General features: G+C 68.2%; 17 protein-coding genes. 6 read left to right on the plus strand and 11 right to left on the minus strand.

Annotated features, from left to right (window positions below; genetic code table 11):
• Positions 1-14: 14 nt before the first annotated feature.
• Positions 15-1622 (minus strand): MFS transporter, encoded by a 1608-nt coding sequence (locus SBI80_RS01585; RefSeq protein WP_318972660.1) that lies wholly within the window; start codon positions 1620-1622, stop codon positions 15-17.
• A gap of 96 nt (positions 1623-1718) precedes the next feature.
• Between SBI80_RS01585 and SBI80_RS01590 the strand changes: the two genes are divergently transcribed.
• Entirely contained in the window at positions 1719-2342 is a 624-nt protein-coding gene (locus tag SBI80_RS01590; protein WP_318972661.1) for a TetR/AcrR family transcriptional regulator, read from the plus strand.
• Here SBI80_RS01590 and SBI80_RS01595 read toward each other — a convergent pair.
• On the minus strand, positions 2339-3604 hold the full coding sequence (locus SBI80_RS01595; protein WP_318972662.1) for a cytochrome P450: 1266 nt from the start codon (positions 3602-3604) through the stop codon (positions 2339-2341). The two genes, SBI80_RS01590 and SBI80_RS01595, sit on opposite strands and share 4 nt — an antisense overlap.
• A gap of 276 nt (positions 3605-3880) precedes the next feature.
• On the opposite strand from SBI80_RS01595, the gene SBI80_RS01600 reads away from it, so the two are divergent.
• Positions 3881-5416: a carboxylesterase/lipase family protein gene (locus SBI80_RS01600; protein WP_318973636.1), complete on the plus strand. Its 1536-nt coding sequence runs from the start codon at positions 3881-3883 to the stop codon at positions 5414-5416.
• A 12-nt stretch (positions 5417-5428) separates the two neighbouring features.
• Here SBI80_RS01600 and SBI80_RS01605 read toward each other — a convergent pair whose 3' ends face one another.
• The 9 genes from SBI80_RS01605 to SBI80_RS01645 form a co-directional block, all read right to left on the minus strand.
• Positions 5429-5623 (minus strand): hypothetical protein, encoded by a 195-nt coding sequence (locus SBI80_RS01605; RefSeq protein ID WP_318972663.1) that lies wholly within the window; start codon positions 5621-5623, stop codon positions 5429-5431.
• Complete coding sequence (locus SBI80_RS01610; protein WP_318972664.1) at positions 5620-7833, minus strand: hypothetical protein; 2214 nt, start codon at positions 7831-7833, stop codon at positions 5620-5622. The genes SBI80_RS01605 and SBI80_RS01610 overlap by 4 nt, the downstream gene beginning before the upstream one ends.
• Positions 7834-8002: 169 nt before the next feature.
• The gene (locus SBI80_RS01615; RefSeq protein ID WP_318972665.1) at positions 8003-9355 is read right to left on the minus strand and encodes a xylan 1,4-beta-xylosidase; all 1353 of its coding nucleotides are present in this window, start codon (positions 9353-9355) and stop codon (positions 8003-8005) included.
• A gap of 8 nt (positions 9356-9363) precedes the next feature.
• Positions 9364-10170 (minus strand): glycoside hydrolase family 16 protein, encoded by an 807-nt coding sequence (locus SBI80_RS01620; protein WP_318972667.1) that lies wholly within the window; start codon positions 10168-10170, stop codon positions 9364-9366.
• A gap of 16 nt (positions 10171-10186) precedes the next feature.
• Entirely contained in the window at positions 10187-11107 is a 921-nt protein-coding gene (locus tag SBI80_RS01625; RefSeq protein ID WP_318972669.1) for an SAM-dependent methyltransferase, read from the minus strand.
• On the minus strand, positions 11107-11316 hold the full coding sequence (locus SBI80_RS01630; protein ID WP_318972670.1) for a hypothetical protein: 210 nt from the start codon (positions 11314-11316) through the stop codon (positions 11107-11109). Before SBI80_RS01630 ends, SBI80_RS01625 begins: the two co-directional genes overlap by 1 nt.
• The gene (locus tag SBI80_RS01635) at positions 11313-12623 is read right to left on the minus strand and encodes a lipopolysaccharide biosynthesis protein (protein ID WP_318972671.1); all 1311 of its coding nucleotides are present in this window, start codon (positions 12621-12623) and stop codon (positions 11313-11315) included. The genes SBI80_RS01630 and SBI80_RS01635 overlap by 4 nt, the downstream gene beginning before the upstream one ends.
• Positions 12620-13753 (minus strand): glycosyltransferase, encoded by a 1134-nt coding sequence (locus tag SBI80_RS01640; RefSeq protein ID WP_318972672.1) that lies wholly within the window; start codon positions 13751-13753, stop codon positions 12620-12622. Before SBI80_RS01640 ends, SBI80_RS01635 begins: the two co-directional genes overlap by 4 nt.
• Before the next feature lie 327 nt (positions 13754-14080).
• Positions 14081-14554 (minus strand): hotdog fold domain-containing protein, encoded by a 474-nt coding sequence (locus SBI80_RS01645; protein WP_318972674.1) that lies wholly within the window; start codon positions 14552-14554, stop codon positions 14081-14083.
• Between the two features lie 368 nt (positions 14555-14922).
• On the opposite strand from SBI80_RS01645, the gene rpsJ reads away from it, so the two are divergent.
• Genes rpsJ through rplW form a run of 4 tightly spaced genes read left to right on the plus strand, consistent with a single transcriptional unit; the run spans position 14923 to position 16867 of the window.
• A complete protein-coding gene (rpsJ, locus tag SBI80_RS01650; RefSeq protein WP_003925843.1) occupies positions 14923-15228 on the plus strand; it encodes a 30S ribosomal protein S10 in 306 nt (101 codons plus the stop codon).
• Between the two features lie 26 nt (positions 15229-15254).
• A complete protein-coding gene (rplC, locus tag SBI80_RS01655) occupies positions 15255-15908 on the plus strand; it encodes a 50S ribosomal protein L3 (RefSeq protein ID WP_318972681.1) in 654 nt (217 codons plus the stop codon).
• A complete protein-coding gene (rplD, locus tag SBI80_RS01660) occupies positions 15908-16564 on the plus strand; it encodes a 50S ribosomal protein L4 (protein ID WP_318972683.1) in 657 nt (218 codons plus the stop codon). Before rplC ends, rplD begins: the two co-directional genes overlap by 1 nt.
• Positions 16565-16867, plus strand: a complete 303-nt coding sequence (rplW, locus tag SBI80_RS01665; RefSeq protein ID WP_318972684.1) for a 50S ribosomal protein L23 — start codon at positions 16565-16567, stop codon at positions 16865-16867.
• The last annotated feature ends 10 nt before the right edge of the window (positions 16868-16877 follow it).

Below are 16877 nucleotides of genomic sequence, written 5' to 3' on the forward strand. Positions count from 1 at the left end.
AGGGTAGGCCCGGGTCAGCGATGATGCCGACCCGTGGCAGCCGGTCGCCGGCCCATGCGCAGGCGCCGAACCGCGCGCCATTGGGCGCCGTCGCGCCCAGGGGCCCAGACGGCGACGAAGAGGGCGGCGATCACGATGACGGCGGCCAGTGCCGTCACCGAGGTGGTCATCGCGTGCAGGAAGGCGTCTTGGGCGACCTCGACCAGGCGTTGCCCCCGGGGGCCGAGCCGTTCGGCGACCGACAGCGCCTCGGCCAGCGACCCGAGCGCCCGGTCACGAACCGGGGCAGGGAAGTCGGCGAGCGCCGGTGTCAGCGCGGTGGCGTAGGTGGACGCGAGCATCGAACCCGCGACCGCGATGCCGAGCGCAGCGCCGAGTTCCCTGGTGGTGTCGTTGACTGCCGAGGCCACGCCCTGCTTCTCATCGGGCACCGCCGTCATGATCGCCGAAGTGGTTGGCGCGGTGCACAATCCGATTCCGGTGCTGAGGATGAGCAGCGGCCAGGCCAGATCGAGATACGGCGAACCGACATGCAGCGCGCGCAGGCTCACCAGCCCAACGGCGATGAGGAGCAACCCGAGGGTCACCGTCGTCCGCAGACCGAGCCGCGGCAGATACCACTTGGTGGCCACGCTCAGGGCCAGGACGGGAACGATCAACGGGGCCAACGCGACTGCGGTGGCCAGCGGGCTGTACCCCATCACCAGCTGGATGTACTGCATGACCACGAAGAAGAACCCGAAGTTGGCGAAGAACAGGACGGTGACCCCAATCGCGCCCGTCGCGAAGTCCGGCCTGGCGAACAGCCGCACGTCCAACAGCGGCGCGCGGCGGTGCAGCTGGCTGACCGTGAACGCGGCGCCCAGGGCGACGCCCGCGGCCATCGCGCCGCAGACGACCGGGTGGCTCCACCCACGCGCGGGCGCCTCGAGGACCCCGAAGACGAAGAGCGCCACCGCGGTTCCGATGAGCATTGCGCCCACCCAATCCAGCGGCGCCGCGGTGGCGTCACGCGAGGACGACACGGTGCACGCCAGGACGAACAGGCCGGCGCCCGCCGCGGTGAATGCCCAGAAGATGGACTGCCACGACCAGAAGTGCAGCAGGATGCCCGTGGCGAGGAACCCGACGACGGCACCGGACCCGGCGACGCCCGCCCACGCGCCGACGGCCTTGTTGCGGTCGGCCCTTGGATACGCGGCGGTCAGCAGCGACAGGGTGGCGGGCATGACGAACGCCGCCCCAGCCCCGGCCACCGCCCTGGCGACGATTAGGGGGACCGGGTCGTGCAGCAGGATCGGTGCGGCCGACGCCAGCGTGAACACCGCCAGCCCGACGAGCAGCGCTCCGCGCCGTCCGTACCGGTCGCCGAAGGCGCCAGCAGGCAGCAGCAGGCAGGCCAGCGCCAGGGTGTAGCCGTCGATGATCCAGGTCAATTGGGATTGGGTGGCCGAGGTCTGCACGGCGATGTCGGGCAGTGCCGTGTTCAGCGCCACCATCGACGAGATGACCAGCGACACTGCCAGGCACGCGACCGTCAGCAACCACCGGCGCGCGCCGGTCGACATGTCCGCGAGGCCATGGTCGATATCCTGGTCGGGCGGAACGAGGGTGTCGGCCATCGGGGACGCTCCTTCGAGAGAGTATTTTCGAGACTAACAGTCTCGGTGCGAGACCGGTGGTCCGATAGACCCATGACCCGGAGAGGGAGTGACACGATGACGGCCGGGCGCAGTGATCCGCGGCCCGCACGTTCGCGGGCGCGACTCCTCGATGCGGCGACGGCGCTGCTGCGCTCGGGTGGCCCGGGTGCCGTCACCATCGACGCCGTCACCCGCAGCGCCAACGTGGCCCGCGCCACGCTGTATCGGCACTTCTCCAGCGCCAACGACCTCGTCGCCGCCAGCTTCGCCAGTCTCATCCCGCCACCGCCGATGCCGCCGGAGGACGGGTCGCTGCGCGATCGGCTGGTCGCGATCGTGGTGGCGTGGGCCGAGTCGATCGCCGAGGCGCCGACCACCCTGACCGCCATGGCGTGGCTGTCGCTGGGGCCGGACATCGGACACCTGCCGGACGTGTCGCGCGACGACACCGGCAGCCCGGAGATGCGCTCGCTGCGGGAGCACATCGCACGGCAGTACTCGGCGCCGTTCGACGTGATCTTCGACGGCCCGCAGGCCGCGGCCGAACTCGAACCCGTCGACCGGGCGCTGGCCCTGGCCCTGCTGATCGGCCCGCTAGCCTTCGGGCGGCTCAGCACGCTCTCCGAGTTCGACTACGAGGCGACGGCGATCGCCGCCGTCGACGGCTTCCTCACCACGTTCGCCAAGCGCACCGGTTAGCGCATCGCGTACCGGATCGGGAGGTGCTTGAGGCCGCCGACGAAGGTGGTCGCCGAAAGCTCTGGCGTGCCGGCTAATTCGACCGACTCCAAGCGCGGCACCAGTTCGGTGAAGAGACTGTTCATCTCCATCCTGGCCAACGCCGCACCCAGGCAGAAGTGCACCCCGTAGCCGAACGAGACGTGCTTGTTGGGATCGCGGCCGACGTCGAACCGGAACGGATCGGTGAACACCTCCTCGTCGCGGTTGCCGGATACGTAGGCCAGATACACCGATTCACCCTCGGCGATGTCGACGCCGCGCACCGTCGTGTCCCTGGCCGCCGTGCGCATGAATTCCTTGACCGGCGTCGACCATCGGATCATTTCCTCGACCGCGGTCGGCATCAACCCCGGATCGTCGCGCAACCGCTGCAGCTCACCCGGATTGTCGATGAGCGCCCGCATGCCACCGGAGATCGCGTCCTTGGTGGTGTCGTGGCCGGCGCTGGCCACGATGACGTAGTACGAGGCCGTGTCGACGTCCGACAGCGGCTCACCGTCGATGGTGCCGTTGGCGATCGCCGAGGCGAGGTCGTCGGTCGGATGTTCGCGCCGCGATGCGGTCAGCGTGGAGAAGTACGCGAAGAAGTCGAGCAGCACCGCGAGCTGGTCCTCCAGGGAGCCCCCGTCGCGCTTGTATTCGTCGTCGTCGCCACCGAACATCTCCTGGGTCAGCATGTGCATGCGGCCGAAGTCCGATTCGGGTAGCCCCAGCAGAGACATGATCACGTACAGCGGGAAGTCGACGGCGATGTCGGTGACGAAGTCGCACTCGGGGCCGATGTCGGCCATCTTGTCGACGTAGCGCTTGGCCAGCTCGTCGACGCGGACCTTCAGGTCGCGCATGGCCTTGGGCCGGAACCAATCGGCGCCGATGGTGCGGACCTTGCGGTGGTGCGGATCGTCCATGTGGATCAACGTCCGCAGGCCCATCCCCGCCGCGAGCTGTTCCTTGGCGAGGTCGTCGGCCGCGGCGGTGGCAAGCAGCGGTCGGGGCTCGCTCAGGAAGAGCTCGTTGTCGCGTTCGATGGCCATGATGTCGGCGTGCTTGGTGATCGCCCAGAACGGCCGGTACGGCCGATCGTCCACCCAGGCAACGGGATTGTTGGCACGCAACTCCGCGAGCGCGGCGTGCAGCCGGTCGTCGTCGGCGTAGGCGGTGGGATCGGCCAGGACCTTGGCTGCCGGGTCCATCACGCGGGCATCGGGCTGACTGCTCATCGAGACTCCTGGAGACGAGGGCTACTTGACGGGTGTCAAGCGGCAGTTTATGGCGGCCACCGTGACGGCAGGACCGGTTTGCCGGGATCGGAGGCAATCGAGCGGACGGATTTCGTCGGCCCAAATTCGCCATGACCGCAGCGCGAACGCTGCGCGCTCGGCATTTGGGTGATGCCAGGATTGCCCCGTCCGTATCCATCAGTAGGCTCGGCGGGCGTGCGACCCAACAACCGATCCAGCAGAGGCCTGCGGTGGCTGGCCGCCGCCGTGGTGACGATGCTTTTGGTGGCCGGCTGCGCCAACGGCGGGGGAGAGGTCGCACCCGCGCCCCAGCCGCCAGCCGACCCGTTCGTCGCGCAGACCGCGGCGGGCGCCGTCCGGGGTACCGTCGCCCCCGACCATCGATTGTTCGCCGGAATTCCGTATGCCGCACCGCCCGTCGGGCCGCTGCGCTGGCAACCGCCGGCCCCGGTGCAGCCGTGGCAAGGGGTGCGGGACGCGACGCGCACCGGTCCCCGCTGCATGCAGGACACCAGTGACCTGGAGATGGGTCGCCACACCTCCGAGGACTGCCTGACGCTCAACGTGTGGACGCCGCCGCCGTCGGGCGAGAAGCGCGCCGTGCTGGTGTGGATCCACGGCGGCGCATTCATCAACGGCAGCGGTGGTCTCTACGATTCGCGGTGGTTGGCCACCCGCGGTGACGTCGTGGTCGTCACCCTCAACTACCGGCTGGGCGCCCTTGGCTTCCTGGCGCACCCGTCCCTCGGTCCGGTGAACACGACCGGTAACTACGGCCTGGCCGACCAGCAGGCGGCGCTGCGGTGGGTGCACGACAACATCGCGAACTTCGGCGGCGATCCGAACGCCGTGACCATCGCGGGCGAGTCCGCAGGCGGCATGTCGGTGTGCGACCACCTCGTGGCACCCGGGTCCGAGGGCTTGTTCCGGGCGGCGATCATCCAGAGCGGCCCCTGTCAGGCGCAGGTGGCGCTCCCGGACGCCGTGCGCTCCAGCCTCGACTACGCCAGGGACGCCGGTTGCGTCGACCCCGCCACGGCCGCGGCGTGCCTGCGCGCCCTGCCGGCGGACCAGCTCCGAAAGCCGGTCTGGTACTACCGCATCGGCGACGACGCCCTCAGCGGGCCGGTGACGGGGACGTCGGTGCTGCCGGTGGATCCGATGGTCGCAATCGCCGATGGCCACGCCGCCAAGGTGCCCGTCATGATCGGAAGCAACGGGGACGAGTTCACGCTGTTCGTGGCCTTGCAGTACCTGCGCCTGCACGAGCCGTACACCCAAGCGCAGTATCCGCGGCTGCTCTCCCAGACGTTCGGCCGCGACGCCGAGGCCGTTGCGGCGCGCTACCCGCTGCAGCATTTCCGCGGCAGCGTGCCGCTGGCCTACTCGGCCGCGGTCACCGACGGGGTGTTCTCCTGCGTCGCGGACCGGATCGCCGACGGGCTGACCAAGAACGCGCCGGTGTACGCCTACGAATTCAATGATCGCGACGCGCCGGCCCCGGACCCGTTGCGCACCTTGCCGTTCCCCGTCGGAGCGAGTCACTCGCTGGAACTGCGCTACCTGTTCGACATCGGCGGTGCGCCCGCGCTCAAACCCCCGCAACGCGTGTTGTCCGACCAGATGATCGACGCGTGGAGCCAGTTCGTTCGCGACGGGAATCCCGGCGAGCGCTGGCCGGCGTTCGGCGAGGACGGCAAGCGCCTCTCGCTACGACCCGACGGCAGCAGGGTGCAGACCAACTTCGACGAGATGCATCAGTGCCACTTCTGGGCCGGGGTCAAGGGCTGACCCGCGCCGCCGTCAGGACAGGACCGAGAGCACCGTGTCCAACGACATTGCGATCGCGCCCAGCGCCGTGCCGAGTACGCCGATGGTGAGGATGACCGCGGCACGCCCCCGACCGGGCACGCCGTGCGCAGGCACCGGGCGTTCCCGCTCGTGGCTCGCCAGCACGTAGAGGACGCCGCAGGCGATGAACAGGCCGACGGCGATCACTGGTGGAACTCGAGGTCGAGCTTGGGGGCGTTCGCGCGCTTCAACACCCGCACGTCGTGACCGTCGTAGATCATGTCGAACCCTCCGCGGGACGTCATTTCGTCGATGGCATCGTCGAAAGTGCTTGGCGGCACGCTAAATCGGTATTCCCGGTACTTCTCGTCCTGCCGGGTGTCGACCACGTAGTCGGTACCGAGCCGGGTCGTGCAATCCGCCAGGACGGCGCCGGACTGGAAGCACTCCGGCCCCATCTCCAACTGCAGGGGAATTCCGTACAGCGAGCCCTGCCCATAGTTGGTGAGCCGAGCGGTGTCGGTCTGCGCGTCGAGTTGATCGGCGATCGCGAGCTCTTCGGTCGTGGTGCGCTCGAACGAGGTGTTGAGGCCACGATCGGCCGTCACCCACACGGCCAGGGCGAAGAACGCGCCCGCCGCCACGGCACCCCACGTCCAGGCCTGGCGAACCGTCCGCGCGGGCCGTCCGATCAAGGTCGACAGCAGGCTGGCCGCTAGTGGCGCCAGCACGGGCGAGGCGTAGATGAAGCAGCGGATGATCACTTCGCCGCCGTAGCTCTGCACGGCGACCAGGCCGAAGGGGGCGACCGCCAGCGCACCGAACAGCAACCAACCCCGCCGCCGTGGCAGCCTGAGCCACCCGATGAATGCGGTCGCGAACAGGAACAGCGCGGCCGCGATCCGCAGATACTGCATCCGGCTGTACACCGGGTCGCCCGAGATGCGTTTCGTGACGGTCGAGGTCAGGTTGTTGCCGACGCCACCGACGTCGGAGACGATCGCGCCGAGATGCCCTTGCCAGAAGTCGTGCGCACCGTAGGTGAACCAGGCGACGAATATCGCGAGGGCGACGACCCACAGCAGCTTGTACCGCGTCAGGCCGAAGGCGGAGAACAGGAATAGCGCCACGATGGTCACCACCGGGGTCAACTGGTGCGACACCACCATGGCCGCGACCAGCAGCACCAGCACCAGCTCGATCGCCAGCGTCCAACCGGCGTCGGTGTCGGGCGCCCGGCCCGGCATCCGCCGCCAGGCCGCTCGGACCCGCTCGACGACGTTACCGCCGATGGCGGGAACGACAGCGGCGCGCATCTGCCAGGCGAGTACCGCGAGGATCGTCATGTACAACTGCGCGGCGATGGCCTGGGGCGCGAAGTAGTCCTGCTGATACCAGTTGAAGAGGGTGTAGACGGTGGCACCCATCCACGCCACCCGGGGACGTCCGGTGATCGCCAGGCCGATGGCGTAGACGGGGAAGATCGCCAGTGCCCCGAACACGAAGGACGCGGCCAGCATCATCGGTCCACAGTCATCCAGGCCGCCGACCGTCACCAGCTGTGCAACGGCGGAGAAGAACCCCGCCCAGCTGGTCCGAGCGTCCACCGGTGGCGGCAGGGCGCCCGTGGCGACGATGACGTTGGTCAGGGTGCGGTGCACGTACGCCGTGACGAACGGGGCAGTGCGATCCGACAGCGCGACCGGCAGCACGAGGTAGCCGATCAGCGTCACGTTGGTCAGCGCGAGCATCGCCGGCTGAATCCGACGGCGGCGGTATTCGATCGCGAGGACGGCGGCGAGGATTGCCAGCCCCGCGAAGTAGTCGAGACCGAGGGCCTGGATCAGGCCCAGACGTCCGGCGGCTCCTGGATCGAGCCGGTGAACCGCGACGGCGAACAAGACCAGCGCACCCGCGATCAGCGCCAGACTCGACCGCGTCAGCTCGACGGACGCGACCCGGGCCTTGGCGACCTCCAGAATCGTTGCCGGTCGATGGTCGGCCGCCTCGGAGCGCCACCGGCGCAGCAGTAGCACGGCCGCGCCGGCGGACACCCCCAGCAGTGCGAATTGCTGGAGGTGGGGTTGATCGACGCGGAGTCCGAAGTCGAGCTGCGACAGCAGAACGTTGGCGGCGATCGACACGGCCACCGTGACACTGGCGAAGATGCCGTTGGACGGCAATTTCAGCAATGCTGCCAGTGGTAGCCCAGGAAGGGTCAGTGCCACTGCGCAGACGATCGTCATCCGCACGACGGAGGGAACGTAGTCGGCGCACCCGATGAGGGATAGCAACGTGATGACGGCAGAGATGGCGATCAGGACGGCGGCCGCGAGTGCTACCAGAGGGGCGGGGTCTTCGGTCCCCTTCGCGTGCCGAAAATGGCCCTCGACTGCGTCGACATGGCTGAGTGTCATCGGGTCACCCGGCTCTCCCGGCGGCGCTTCACGGGCGTCAGCGTACCCATTTGCCCCACCGAATGGCTACTCGAAGGCATCGGAGCGCGCCCGTGATCCCTGGGCTCCGCGGTGCCGTGGAGCTGGTGTCGTGCGTGCCGATTCGACGCGCTGCTGCAGACATGGCAAATCATGTTGCCTCGATCGAGGCGGCCCATGCCGGGAAGGGTCGACCGGTACCCGGCAGGGGGACGTCGGCACCGGTCGGATTGACGACGACGGCACCGTCGGGGTCCCTGAACGCCAGCAGCGGTGTCGTATCCGACCTGCCGATCTCGAGGTGGCCGGCCGCCAACTTCGGCACCAGCCAGTCCCACGCCGACGTCAACGGAGTCGGACGCCCGCCGTCCGGGTCCTCGGCGGTCGAGGTCCACAGCGCGGAGTACGCCAGGCTCGAACCCTCCGGTCCCCACAGCAGGGCGACGGCCGCGCCCGACCCGGCGAACTCGGCGATCGCCGACAACGTCGCCGCAGCACTGGCGGGGCTGTCGGCGCCGCCCCTGGCGCCGGCCGGTACGTCGGGATAGAACTCCGCCCACCACACCGGAAGGGTCGTGCGCTGCCTTACCCAGGTGGTCACCGCGGCGTACTTACTCGTGCCGGCGTCGACGGTGGCGGGAGGTTGGCCCGAGCCGATTCCGCCGATGCTCGTCGGACCGTCGACCACGACGAAGTCCGCACCGACCGCGTGGCGCAGCCAGTAGTCGATGACGTCGAGCACGCGCTGATCCGCCGCCCCCCAGGCGCCCATCAGACCGGTCGAGGCGAAGTGGCTCCCCGGCACGACACTGGTGACCGGTGCATAGGGACCACCGACCAGGACGTCGGGCCGCACGGCCTTCACCGCCCGGTACACGGCGTTGTAGAGGTCGGTGTAGCCCTCGTAGTCCCACCGATTGAGCTCGGGGTGGAAGAAGCCCTTGAGCTCGTTCCAGACCATCACCGCCCGGATCTGCGGGTAGCGGGCGACCGCCGCGGCGGTCAGTGCGGCGAACCGGTCGAAGTACGCGGGATCGGGCGCGGTCTCCAGGCGGGACCAGTCGGTGGCACCTGCGCTACCGCCCTTCATCCAGTCGGGCGCACAGCAGGCGGTGAGCACCGTCGAGCCGCCCGTATCGCGGATGAGCGTCATCCGGGCGTCCAGCGATGCCCAGTCGTACACCCCGGGTGACGGTTCCGGGTTGAGCGCCCCGAAGCCCATCAGATGCTGGTTCTGCCAGGAGTGGCCGGCGTCGACGAGCACCGATCGAGCGCGATCCGTCGCGGCGGGCGCAGACCCGGAGTTGAGGCTCTCCTGTGTGTGCGTGATGCCCAGTTCGAGCTGACCCTCCTGGGGCTGCCACGTCCAGCCCGAGTCGAGGTCCACGCGGGGAAGTCCTGCGTCGTCCCGGTTGATCACGACCCACCCGGCCACCAACAGCAGCGTGACGACGATGGCGACCCGGGTGGCGGATCGCCCCGTGCGAACGGCGTTGGGAGACAAGGGCGTCGTCAGCGGTAGGCGCCGGCGGACGGCGCCGGCCCAGGTACGGTCGGCGCTCCGGAGGACGGCAGCGGATAGAAGCGCAGATAGTCGACCTGCAGGTTCGACGGGGCCAGCCCCGAGGGATGGTAGGCGTCCAGCTGGATGTTCGTCGTCCAGTCGACGCCGGTGATGGCGGCGGGGTTGGTGTCGGTCATCGCGACGGCACCGTCGACGAACCAGGAGACGTGGTCCGGGGCGACCTCGATCGCATAGGTGTGCCAGTCGGCCAGATCCACCGGAACCGAGGCGTAGTCCTGCTTGTTCGGCGGGTAGTGGACGAACACGTAGGCACGGCCGCTGCCCGCATCGGACTCGGCGAAGTCGAGATCGCCCGCGCCGCCCGCATAGGGGACGCCGGCGGGAATGAGCGCGACCACGGGATGGTAGGCGCTGCCCACGCCCTGCTCGTCCACCCGCATGCGCACCTCCCACCGGCCGAAGGCGGGATAGACGCGGTGGCTCATCATTCCGCCGGAGGTGCCGTCGGCCAGCCCGGCGATCTGCAGGTGACCGTCGTCGACGGTGTTCTGCGAGGGCCTGCGCAGCCCGTTGCCGTCATGGCCCGCCGATGCATACGACTCCCAGAACGCCGGCGACGGGGCGCTACCGCCGTCGAACTCGTCGCTCAGTGCTGCGTCCGGTGCACCCCACCCGAAAGCGGTTGCGGCGGAGGCATCTTCGGCCAGGGCGACGCGATCGGGGCCGACGGCGATGAGGCCGGCGGCCACCATCAGGGCACAGCAGAGCCGCACCGACCTCTGGCTAACCGACATGGCGACGTGACTCCGTTCAGCTACCCGGGTTGCGGTGAACGGTCAGCAGCTGCATGCATTCGAGGTCCTCGGTCGCCAGGTCGCGGTAGGCCGGCGCGAGTTTGAGGGGTGCCAACCGTTCGGACACCGTGTCGGCCACCCGCAGCTCGAATCCGGCGTCGGCGAACAACCGGATCCACTCCGGGCGCTGGATGCGGTTGAAGTACTGCACGTCGCTCTCGAACCAACGGCGCCAGGTCTCGTCGGCGTAGCGGTAGTAGTTCTTGGGCGAGGTACCGACGTCGAAGTAGTGGAAGTGGTCGACCAGGTCGATCTGGTGCACCGAGGCGCCACCCGGCACCAGGCAGCGGCGCATGGCGCTCAGGTAGTCGGGAAGCTGCTCACCCTGGACGTGTTCGAGGACGTCGGCGCTGACGGCGAGGGCGTAGTGGTTGCGGCGAACGCCCTCGAGCGCGCCGGTCGGATCCACGACGTAGTCGAAGTTCAGCGTCTCGTAGAGCTCCTCGAAGGTGCGGACCTGCATTGCCTGGCGCGCGATCTTCTTGGCCTGGGCGCGGCGTTCGGCGGGAAGGTGGGCGAAGGCCGCGTCGATGCGGTCGTGGAGTTGGCCCAGCCACGAGGTGTAGGCCCCGAGGAGCCGGTTGTCCCACACGTCGTAGAGCGTGACCTCGACGTCGAAGAACAACCGCAGCACGGTGGCCTCCCAGTGCACCCAACCGGTACCGAGCTCAAGGACCCGGTCACCGGGCGCCAGGAGCTCGAGGCGATCGCAATAGTCGACCAGGCGCGCCGCGCGATCGAGGTAGGGCTGATTGATGCCACCCGACACCCGCATCTTCTCCAGCACGACGTTGCCCAGCCGCCGGTAGGCGGACTTGGTGGTGTCGTTGAGCGAAAAAGCCTTCGCCGCAGTGCTGATGGCTACGTACTTGAGCATCAGATGAGCCTTCGATCTTCGTTCTGGACTGGGGTGGGCATCTCGCCGTGGCGATTCACTCTCGCAGACTCTACCTGTTCGAATCGATCTTTGGCGAGCGTGTAGGTGTCGACCGCGCGGACGGTGAGCTGGCCGCCGTCGTCGGAAAGTGACGAGGTGATGGAGATATGGCAAATGAACGGTTGGTTGCCAACGACGACGGCGATCACAACGGGGCCGCCGCGACCACCTGGGTGTTCTTGGCACGTCTGAGCCAGAGGACGACCGGGACCAGCAGCACGGCCGCCGAGAGCGACTCGGCGGCGAGGTACGCCCACCCCACGCCGTCGACTCCCACGATCCTGGTGGCGATCAGCGTGCCGAACACGATCACCGAGGCCGAGACGCAACGGACCGCGACCATGAGCTTCAGCTTGCGTTGCACCCGAGCGAAACCCTCGTAGATGGCACCCACCGACGACAGGGGGATGAAGGCCGCGGCAAGGAACAGCAGGTTCTGTCCCTCCGCGCGATAGGTCGGCCCGACCAACCCGAGCACGAAGGGGCCGACGAAGACCAGGCCGGCGCTGCCGACGACGGTGACGGCAGCCATCGTCTGCACCATCCGGACCGACAGCGACGCGACCTTGTCCGGGTTGGCCGCGACCTCGGCCACGTAGGGGCCGATGACGAGATGCACCGCGAAGTAGAGCGCGTTCACCACGGCGAAGGTGACCGCGAAGTACGCGTTCGCCTCGGCGCCGAATCGGTCGAGCACGATGAGCGGGACCACCAGCGGGCCGATCACCCAGAGCGCGGTGATGCCGAACGACGAACCGAAGTACGACCACAGCTGGTTCGTCGACGGCAGATCCGGGGTGTCCTGGAATTGTGGGCTGGTGCGGTAGCGGCGCCGCATCGCGACCAGCAGGACGGCGGCCGCCGCCGCGGCGGTGGCGCCCCACGCCACCACGATCGCCACGCCGTTCTCGGTCCAGGCGAGCACTAAGAGCACGGCCAGTTTGGCGACCGCGTGAAAGGAGTTCTTGCCGGCCGACCACCGGGCCACCCCGAGTCCCACGCTCGTCTTGTCCTGGAGGGTGAAGATGGCCAGCACCACCACCAGTAGGGGATAACACGCCATCGCCCAACCGGATTCGAACAGCTGCTCCCGCGGGCCAAAGATCGCCAGGGCGGTTCCCGACAGGAGCGCGGTGGCGACGACCACCAGGAAGCCACGCTTGATCATCGATGCCGCCCGAGAGCCGGCGACCGGCAGGAACCGCTCGTAGAGGGTGTCGATGCTCAGGATCGACAGCGTCGACAGCATCACCGCGGAGTTGATCATGGCCGCGCCCATGCCCACTTCGCGCGGAGGGTAGAGCCGCCCGGCCGCACCCCAGAACACGATGCCAAGGACCCCCGTCAGCAGGCTCGACAGGATCAGCGACATGGTGTTGACGCTCATGTTGCGATCGGCCGACGGGGCAGCGACGGCGATGTTGCGCGGTTCGGTCGGTGATCCGCTGAGGCTCACTGCCGATCGTTCTCCCGTCGCCCCCCGACGAGCGACGGACCGTCGACGACCAGGCCGGCCTCCTCCGGATCCCGCGTGAACCCCACGATGACCGCCTCCATCGCCTTGCGCTGGCGGCGTGACGCGCGACGGCTGCTCAGCTTGAACAGCAACAACCGCCGGGCGAGCGCCTGGTAGGCGTTGACCCGGCCGAGGGCCCGATCGATGCGGGACAGGCCCCAGCGCGGATCCTCGCCGAGCCCCCTGGCGAGTTCGGCGTGCTGAGCGAGTTGCGAACGCATCGACGTCAGGTCCGAGAGGGAGCCGCTGTGCACGCGGAAGGACGCGAGCGTGCGCCCGATGCCGTAGAAGTTGCCCCGGTCGAGCAGCCGGGCCCACAGGTCGACGTCCGTCGTGTACGTCGTATCGCGCCGGAATCCGCCACAGCGGTCGAAGTCCGCGCGGCGGAACATGACCGAGGCCGGTGCCCCGATCGGATTGCGTCCGCTGCGCACGATGTGCCGGATGACGCGGTGCGCCGGATGTGGCCCCACGATTCCGCGGACGCCCCTGGCCGGCACCAGTAGCCGTCCGTCGTTGTCGATGAAGTCGGTCCGCGCGGCGACCACGGCCACGTCGGGCCTGCGCGCGAACACCTCGACCTGGGTGGCGATGCAATCCGGGTCGATGATGTCGTCGGCGGAGAGCACCTTGACGAAGCGTCCACGGCTACGCCGTACGGCGAGGTTGTGGTTGTCGGCGGCGCTGACCGTCACGGGATTGCGGAACACCCGCACTCGCTCGTCGCCGATCGACTCGAGGATGGCGGCGGTCTCATCGGTGCTGTTGTTGTCGATGACGACGACTTCCATGTCCGGGTAGTCCTGAGCCAGGACGCTGTCGAGCGTGGTCCTCAGGTGCGCGGCGGCCTGATAGGCGGGGATGCAGATCGAGACGGTCGGACGATTCCGCGGCGTCACGGCGAGGTCGGCACCGCCGGTTGCCGAGCTGGTGTCCAGCATCTCCTCCACGTAGGAGACCGTCGGCGGCACCAGGTGCGATGGGCGGCCAGCACCGGTCGTCGCCCATGGCCCGTTGCCGGTGGCCGCGATCGTCTGGTTGGTGGCCTGAGCGGCCCGTTGTCCCCCCATTGGTTTCCCTTCGGCCGCGTTCGACGTCTGAGTACTGCAGCGATGGCAAACTAACAGATATTCGCCAAATCTGCACTGCGGCGTCGATCGGAGCTGGCGTCGGCCGCTGAGTACGGGCCGGCCGCCGGTCACGGCTGATGCTGCGGTAATTCGCCCCGACCTGTAATGATGCTCTGGAGGAGGCGGACGGCGGCACCGTCCGAGGGCCTCACGGGCGGGTGCGTGGCGCGAGCTGCGCTTCCTTGCGCGTGGTTCTTTGCTGAACCAGCGGAGGTGATGTCAATGGCGGAACGACGAGACCTCGAGATGCGCCCGGCGGCCTCGTGCTCAGGCCGGGGTCACCCAGGTCGTGATGTCGGCGTGCACGACCTCGCGTCCCCGCCGATCGGCGACGCTGACGGGCACGACGAGTTCGGTGCCCTGCGTGATCGTGGTGAAGTCGGGGACCTCGATGCGAGCCGTCGCGCGCAGCGAGGTGGTGGCCTTCTCCAGGTAGCGAACCGTCATGCCCTTGGGGATCCACCGGTGGGAGGTCGGGACGCTGGCTTCCATCAGCATCCCCATGGCCATCTCGGCGGCATTGCAGGACGCGATGGCGTGCACCGTCGAGAGGTGATTGTGGACGAAGAACCACTTGGGCACGGTCACCTCGGCCAGGCCTGGTTCCATCCGCACCACGCGCGGTAGAACGGAGGCGAAGTACGGCACCCGGATCATGGCAGCGGCCGAGAAGAGCCAACCGCCACCCGGGCGACCGGCGAGTCGCTTCCACAGTCGATACGTCCTGGTTGAAGTCGTCACGGCGGGTCACCCTACGGTGGACCCGGAGCCCTTTCCGTGGCCTCGACGAGGGATTTGGAGCAGGCCGGGATCTAGGGCATACTGTTCGGGTTGCCTTGAGCCGGGATGATGCTTGATCGAAAGCATGCCTGGCCTTGGCATACGACCAGCGCCCTAACCGGCGCGTCCGGTCCCAACCTCGAGTGCGGTGGAATTTCGGCGCAGGAGAGTGTGCGTAAGGGCGACACACCCGAGCGCGGGGGTCGGTGGACCACAGACAGGTAAACAGCGGCGGCAAAGCCAGCGGGACGCACTGCGTCACGCACCGGCATCAGGCCCAAGCGGACATGGCCCAAGCACGGGCCCGTTAGTAGTGAGGTAGGAGAAGCGTGGCGGGACAGAAGATCCGCATCAGGCTCAAGGCCTACGACCACGAGGCAATCGATGCCTCGGCGCGCAAGATCGTCGAGACGGTCACCCGTACGGGCGCGAGCGTCGTTGGTCCGGTGCCGCTGCCGACGGAGAAGAACATCTATTGCGTCATCCGGTCCCCGCACAAGTACAAGGACTCGCGGGAACACTTCGAGATGCGCACCCACAAGCGCCTGATCGACATCCTCGACCCGACGCCGAAGACCGTTGACGCCTTGATGCGCATCGATCTGCCGGCGAGCGTCGACGTCAACATTCAATAGTCATCGCAGTAGGAGATTCCAGAACAATGGCACGCAAAGGCATTCTGGGCACCAAGCTGGGCATGACGCAGGTGTTCGACGAGAACAACAAGGTCGTCCCAGTCACGGTCGTCAAGGCCGGCCCCAACGTGGTGACCCGTATCCGCACCACCGAGCGCGACGGCTACAGCGCCGTGCAGCTCGCCTATGGCGAGATCAGCCCGCGCAAGGTGAACAAGCCGGTCACCGGCCAGTACGCCGCCGCCGGGGTCAACCCCCGCAGGCACCTGGCCGAGCTCCGGCTCGAAGACGAGGCAGCCGCCGCCGATTACGAGGTCGGCCAGGAGCTGACCGCAGACATCTTCGCCGACGGCAGCTACGTCGACGTGACAGGCACCAGCAAGGGCAAGGGCTTCGCCGGCACCATGAAGCGTCACGGCTTCAAGGGCCAGGGCGCCGCCCACGGCGCGCAGGCCGTGCACCGTCGGCCCGGCTCGATCGGTGGCTGCGCCACCCCGGGTCGCGTCTTCAAGGGCACGCGCATGTCCGGCCGGATGGGCAGCGACAAGATCACGACGCAGAACCTGAAGGTGCACAAGGTCGACGCAGAGAACGGCGTGCTGTTGATCAAGGGCGCCATTCCTGGCCGCAACGGCGGGCTCGTCGTAGTCCGCACTGCGATCAAACGAGGTGAGAAGTAATGGCTGACAAGACCATTGACGTCCGCACGCCGGACGGCAAGACCGACGGCACCGTCGCCTTGCCTGCCGCGCTGTTCGACGTCGAGCCCAACATCGCGCTGATGCACCAGGTGGTCGTCGCGCAGCTGGCTGCCAAGCGTCAGGGCACGCACTCGACCAAGACCCGCGCCGAGGTCTCCGGTGGCGGCAAGAAGCCGTACCGCCAGAAGGGCACCGGCCGCGCCCGTCAGGGTTCGACCCGCGCCCCGCAGTTCACCGGTGGTGGCGTCGTGCACGGCCCGAAGCCGCGTGACTACAGCCAGCGGACCCCCAAGAAGATGATCGCGGCCGCTCTGCGCAGCGCTCTCTCGGACCGGGCCCGCAACGACCGCATCGTCGCGGTCACCGAGCTGATCAGTGGGCAGACGCCGTCGACGAAGACCGTCAAGACGTTCCTCGAGTCGCTGACCGACCGCCCCAAGGTGCTCGTCGTCATCGGCCGCAGCGACGAGGTCGGCGCGCTCAGCGTGCGCAACCTGCCGGGTGTTCGGGTGATCTCGCCGGATCAGCTCAACACCTACGACGTTCTCGACGCCGACGACCTGGTGTTCAGCGTGGAAGCGCTGAACGCCTACATCGAGGCGAACAGTGCGAACAAGGAAGAGGTAACGGCGTAGATGGCTACCGTCACTGATCCCCGCGACATCATCCTGGCGCCGGTGATCTCCGAGAAGTCCTACGGGCTGATCGAGGAGAACACCTACACGTTCGTGGTGCACCCGGATTCGAACAAGACGCAGATCAAGATTGCGATCGAGAAGATCTTCAGCGTCAAGGTCGATTCGGTGAACACGCTCAACCGCAACGGCAAGCGCAAGCGCACCCGTAGCGGTTACGGACAGCGCAAGAGCACCAAGCGCGCCATCGTGACCCTGGCCGCGGGCAGCAAGCCCATCGACCTCTTCGGAGCACCGGCCTGACCGGCCGGGA

It is taken from the genome of Mycolicibacterium sichuanense (assembly GCF_033741125.1).
Taxonomy (GTDB): domain Bacteria; phylum Actinomycetota; class Actinomycetes; order Mycobacteriales; family Mycobacteriaceae; genus Mycobacterium.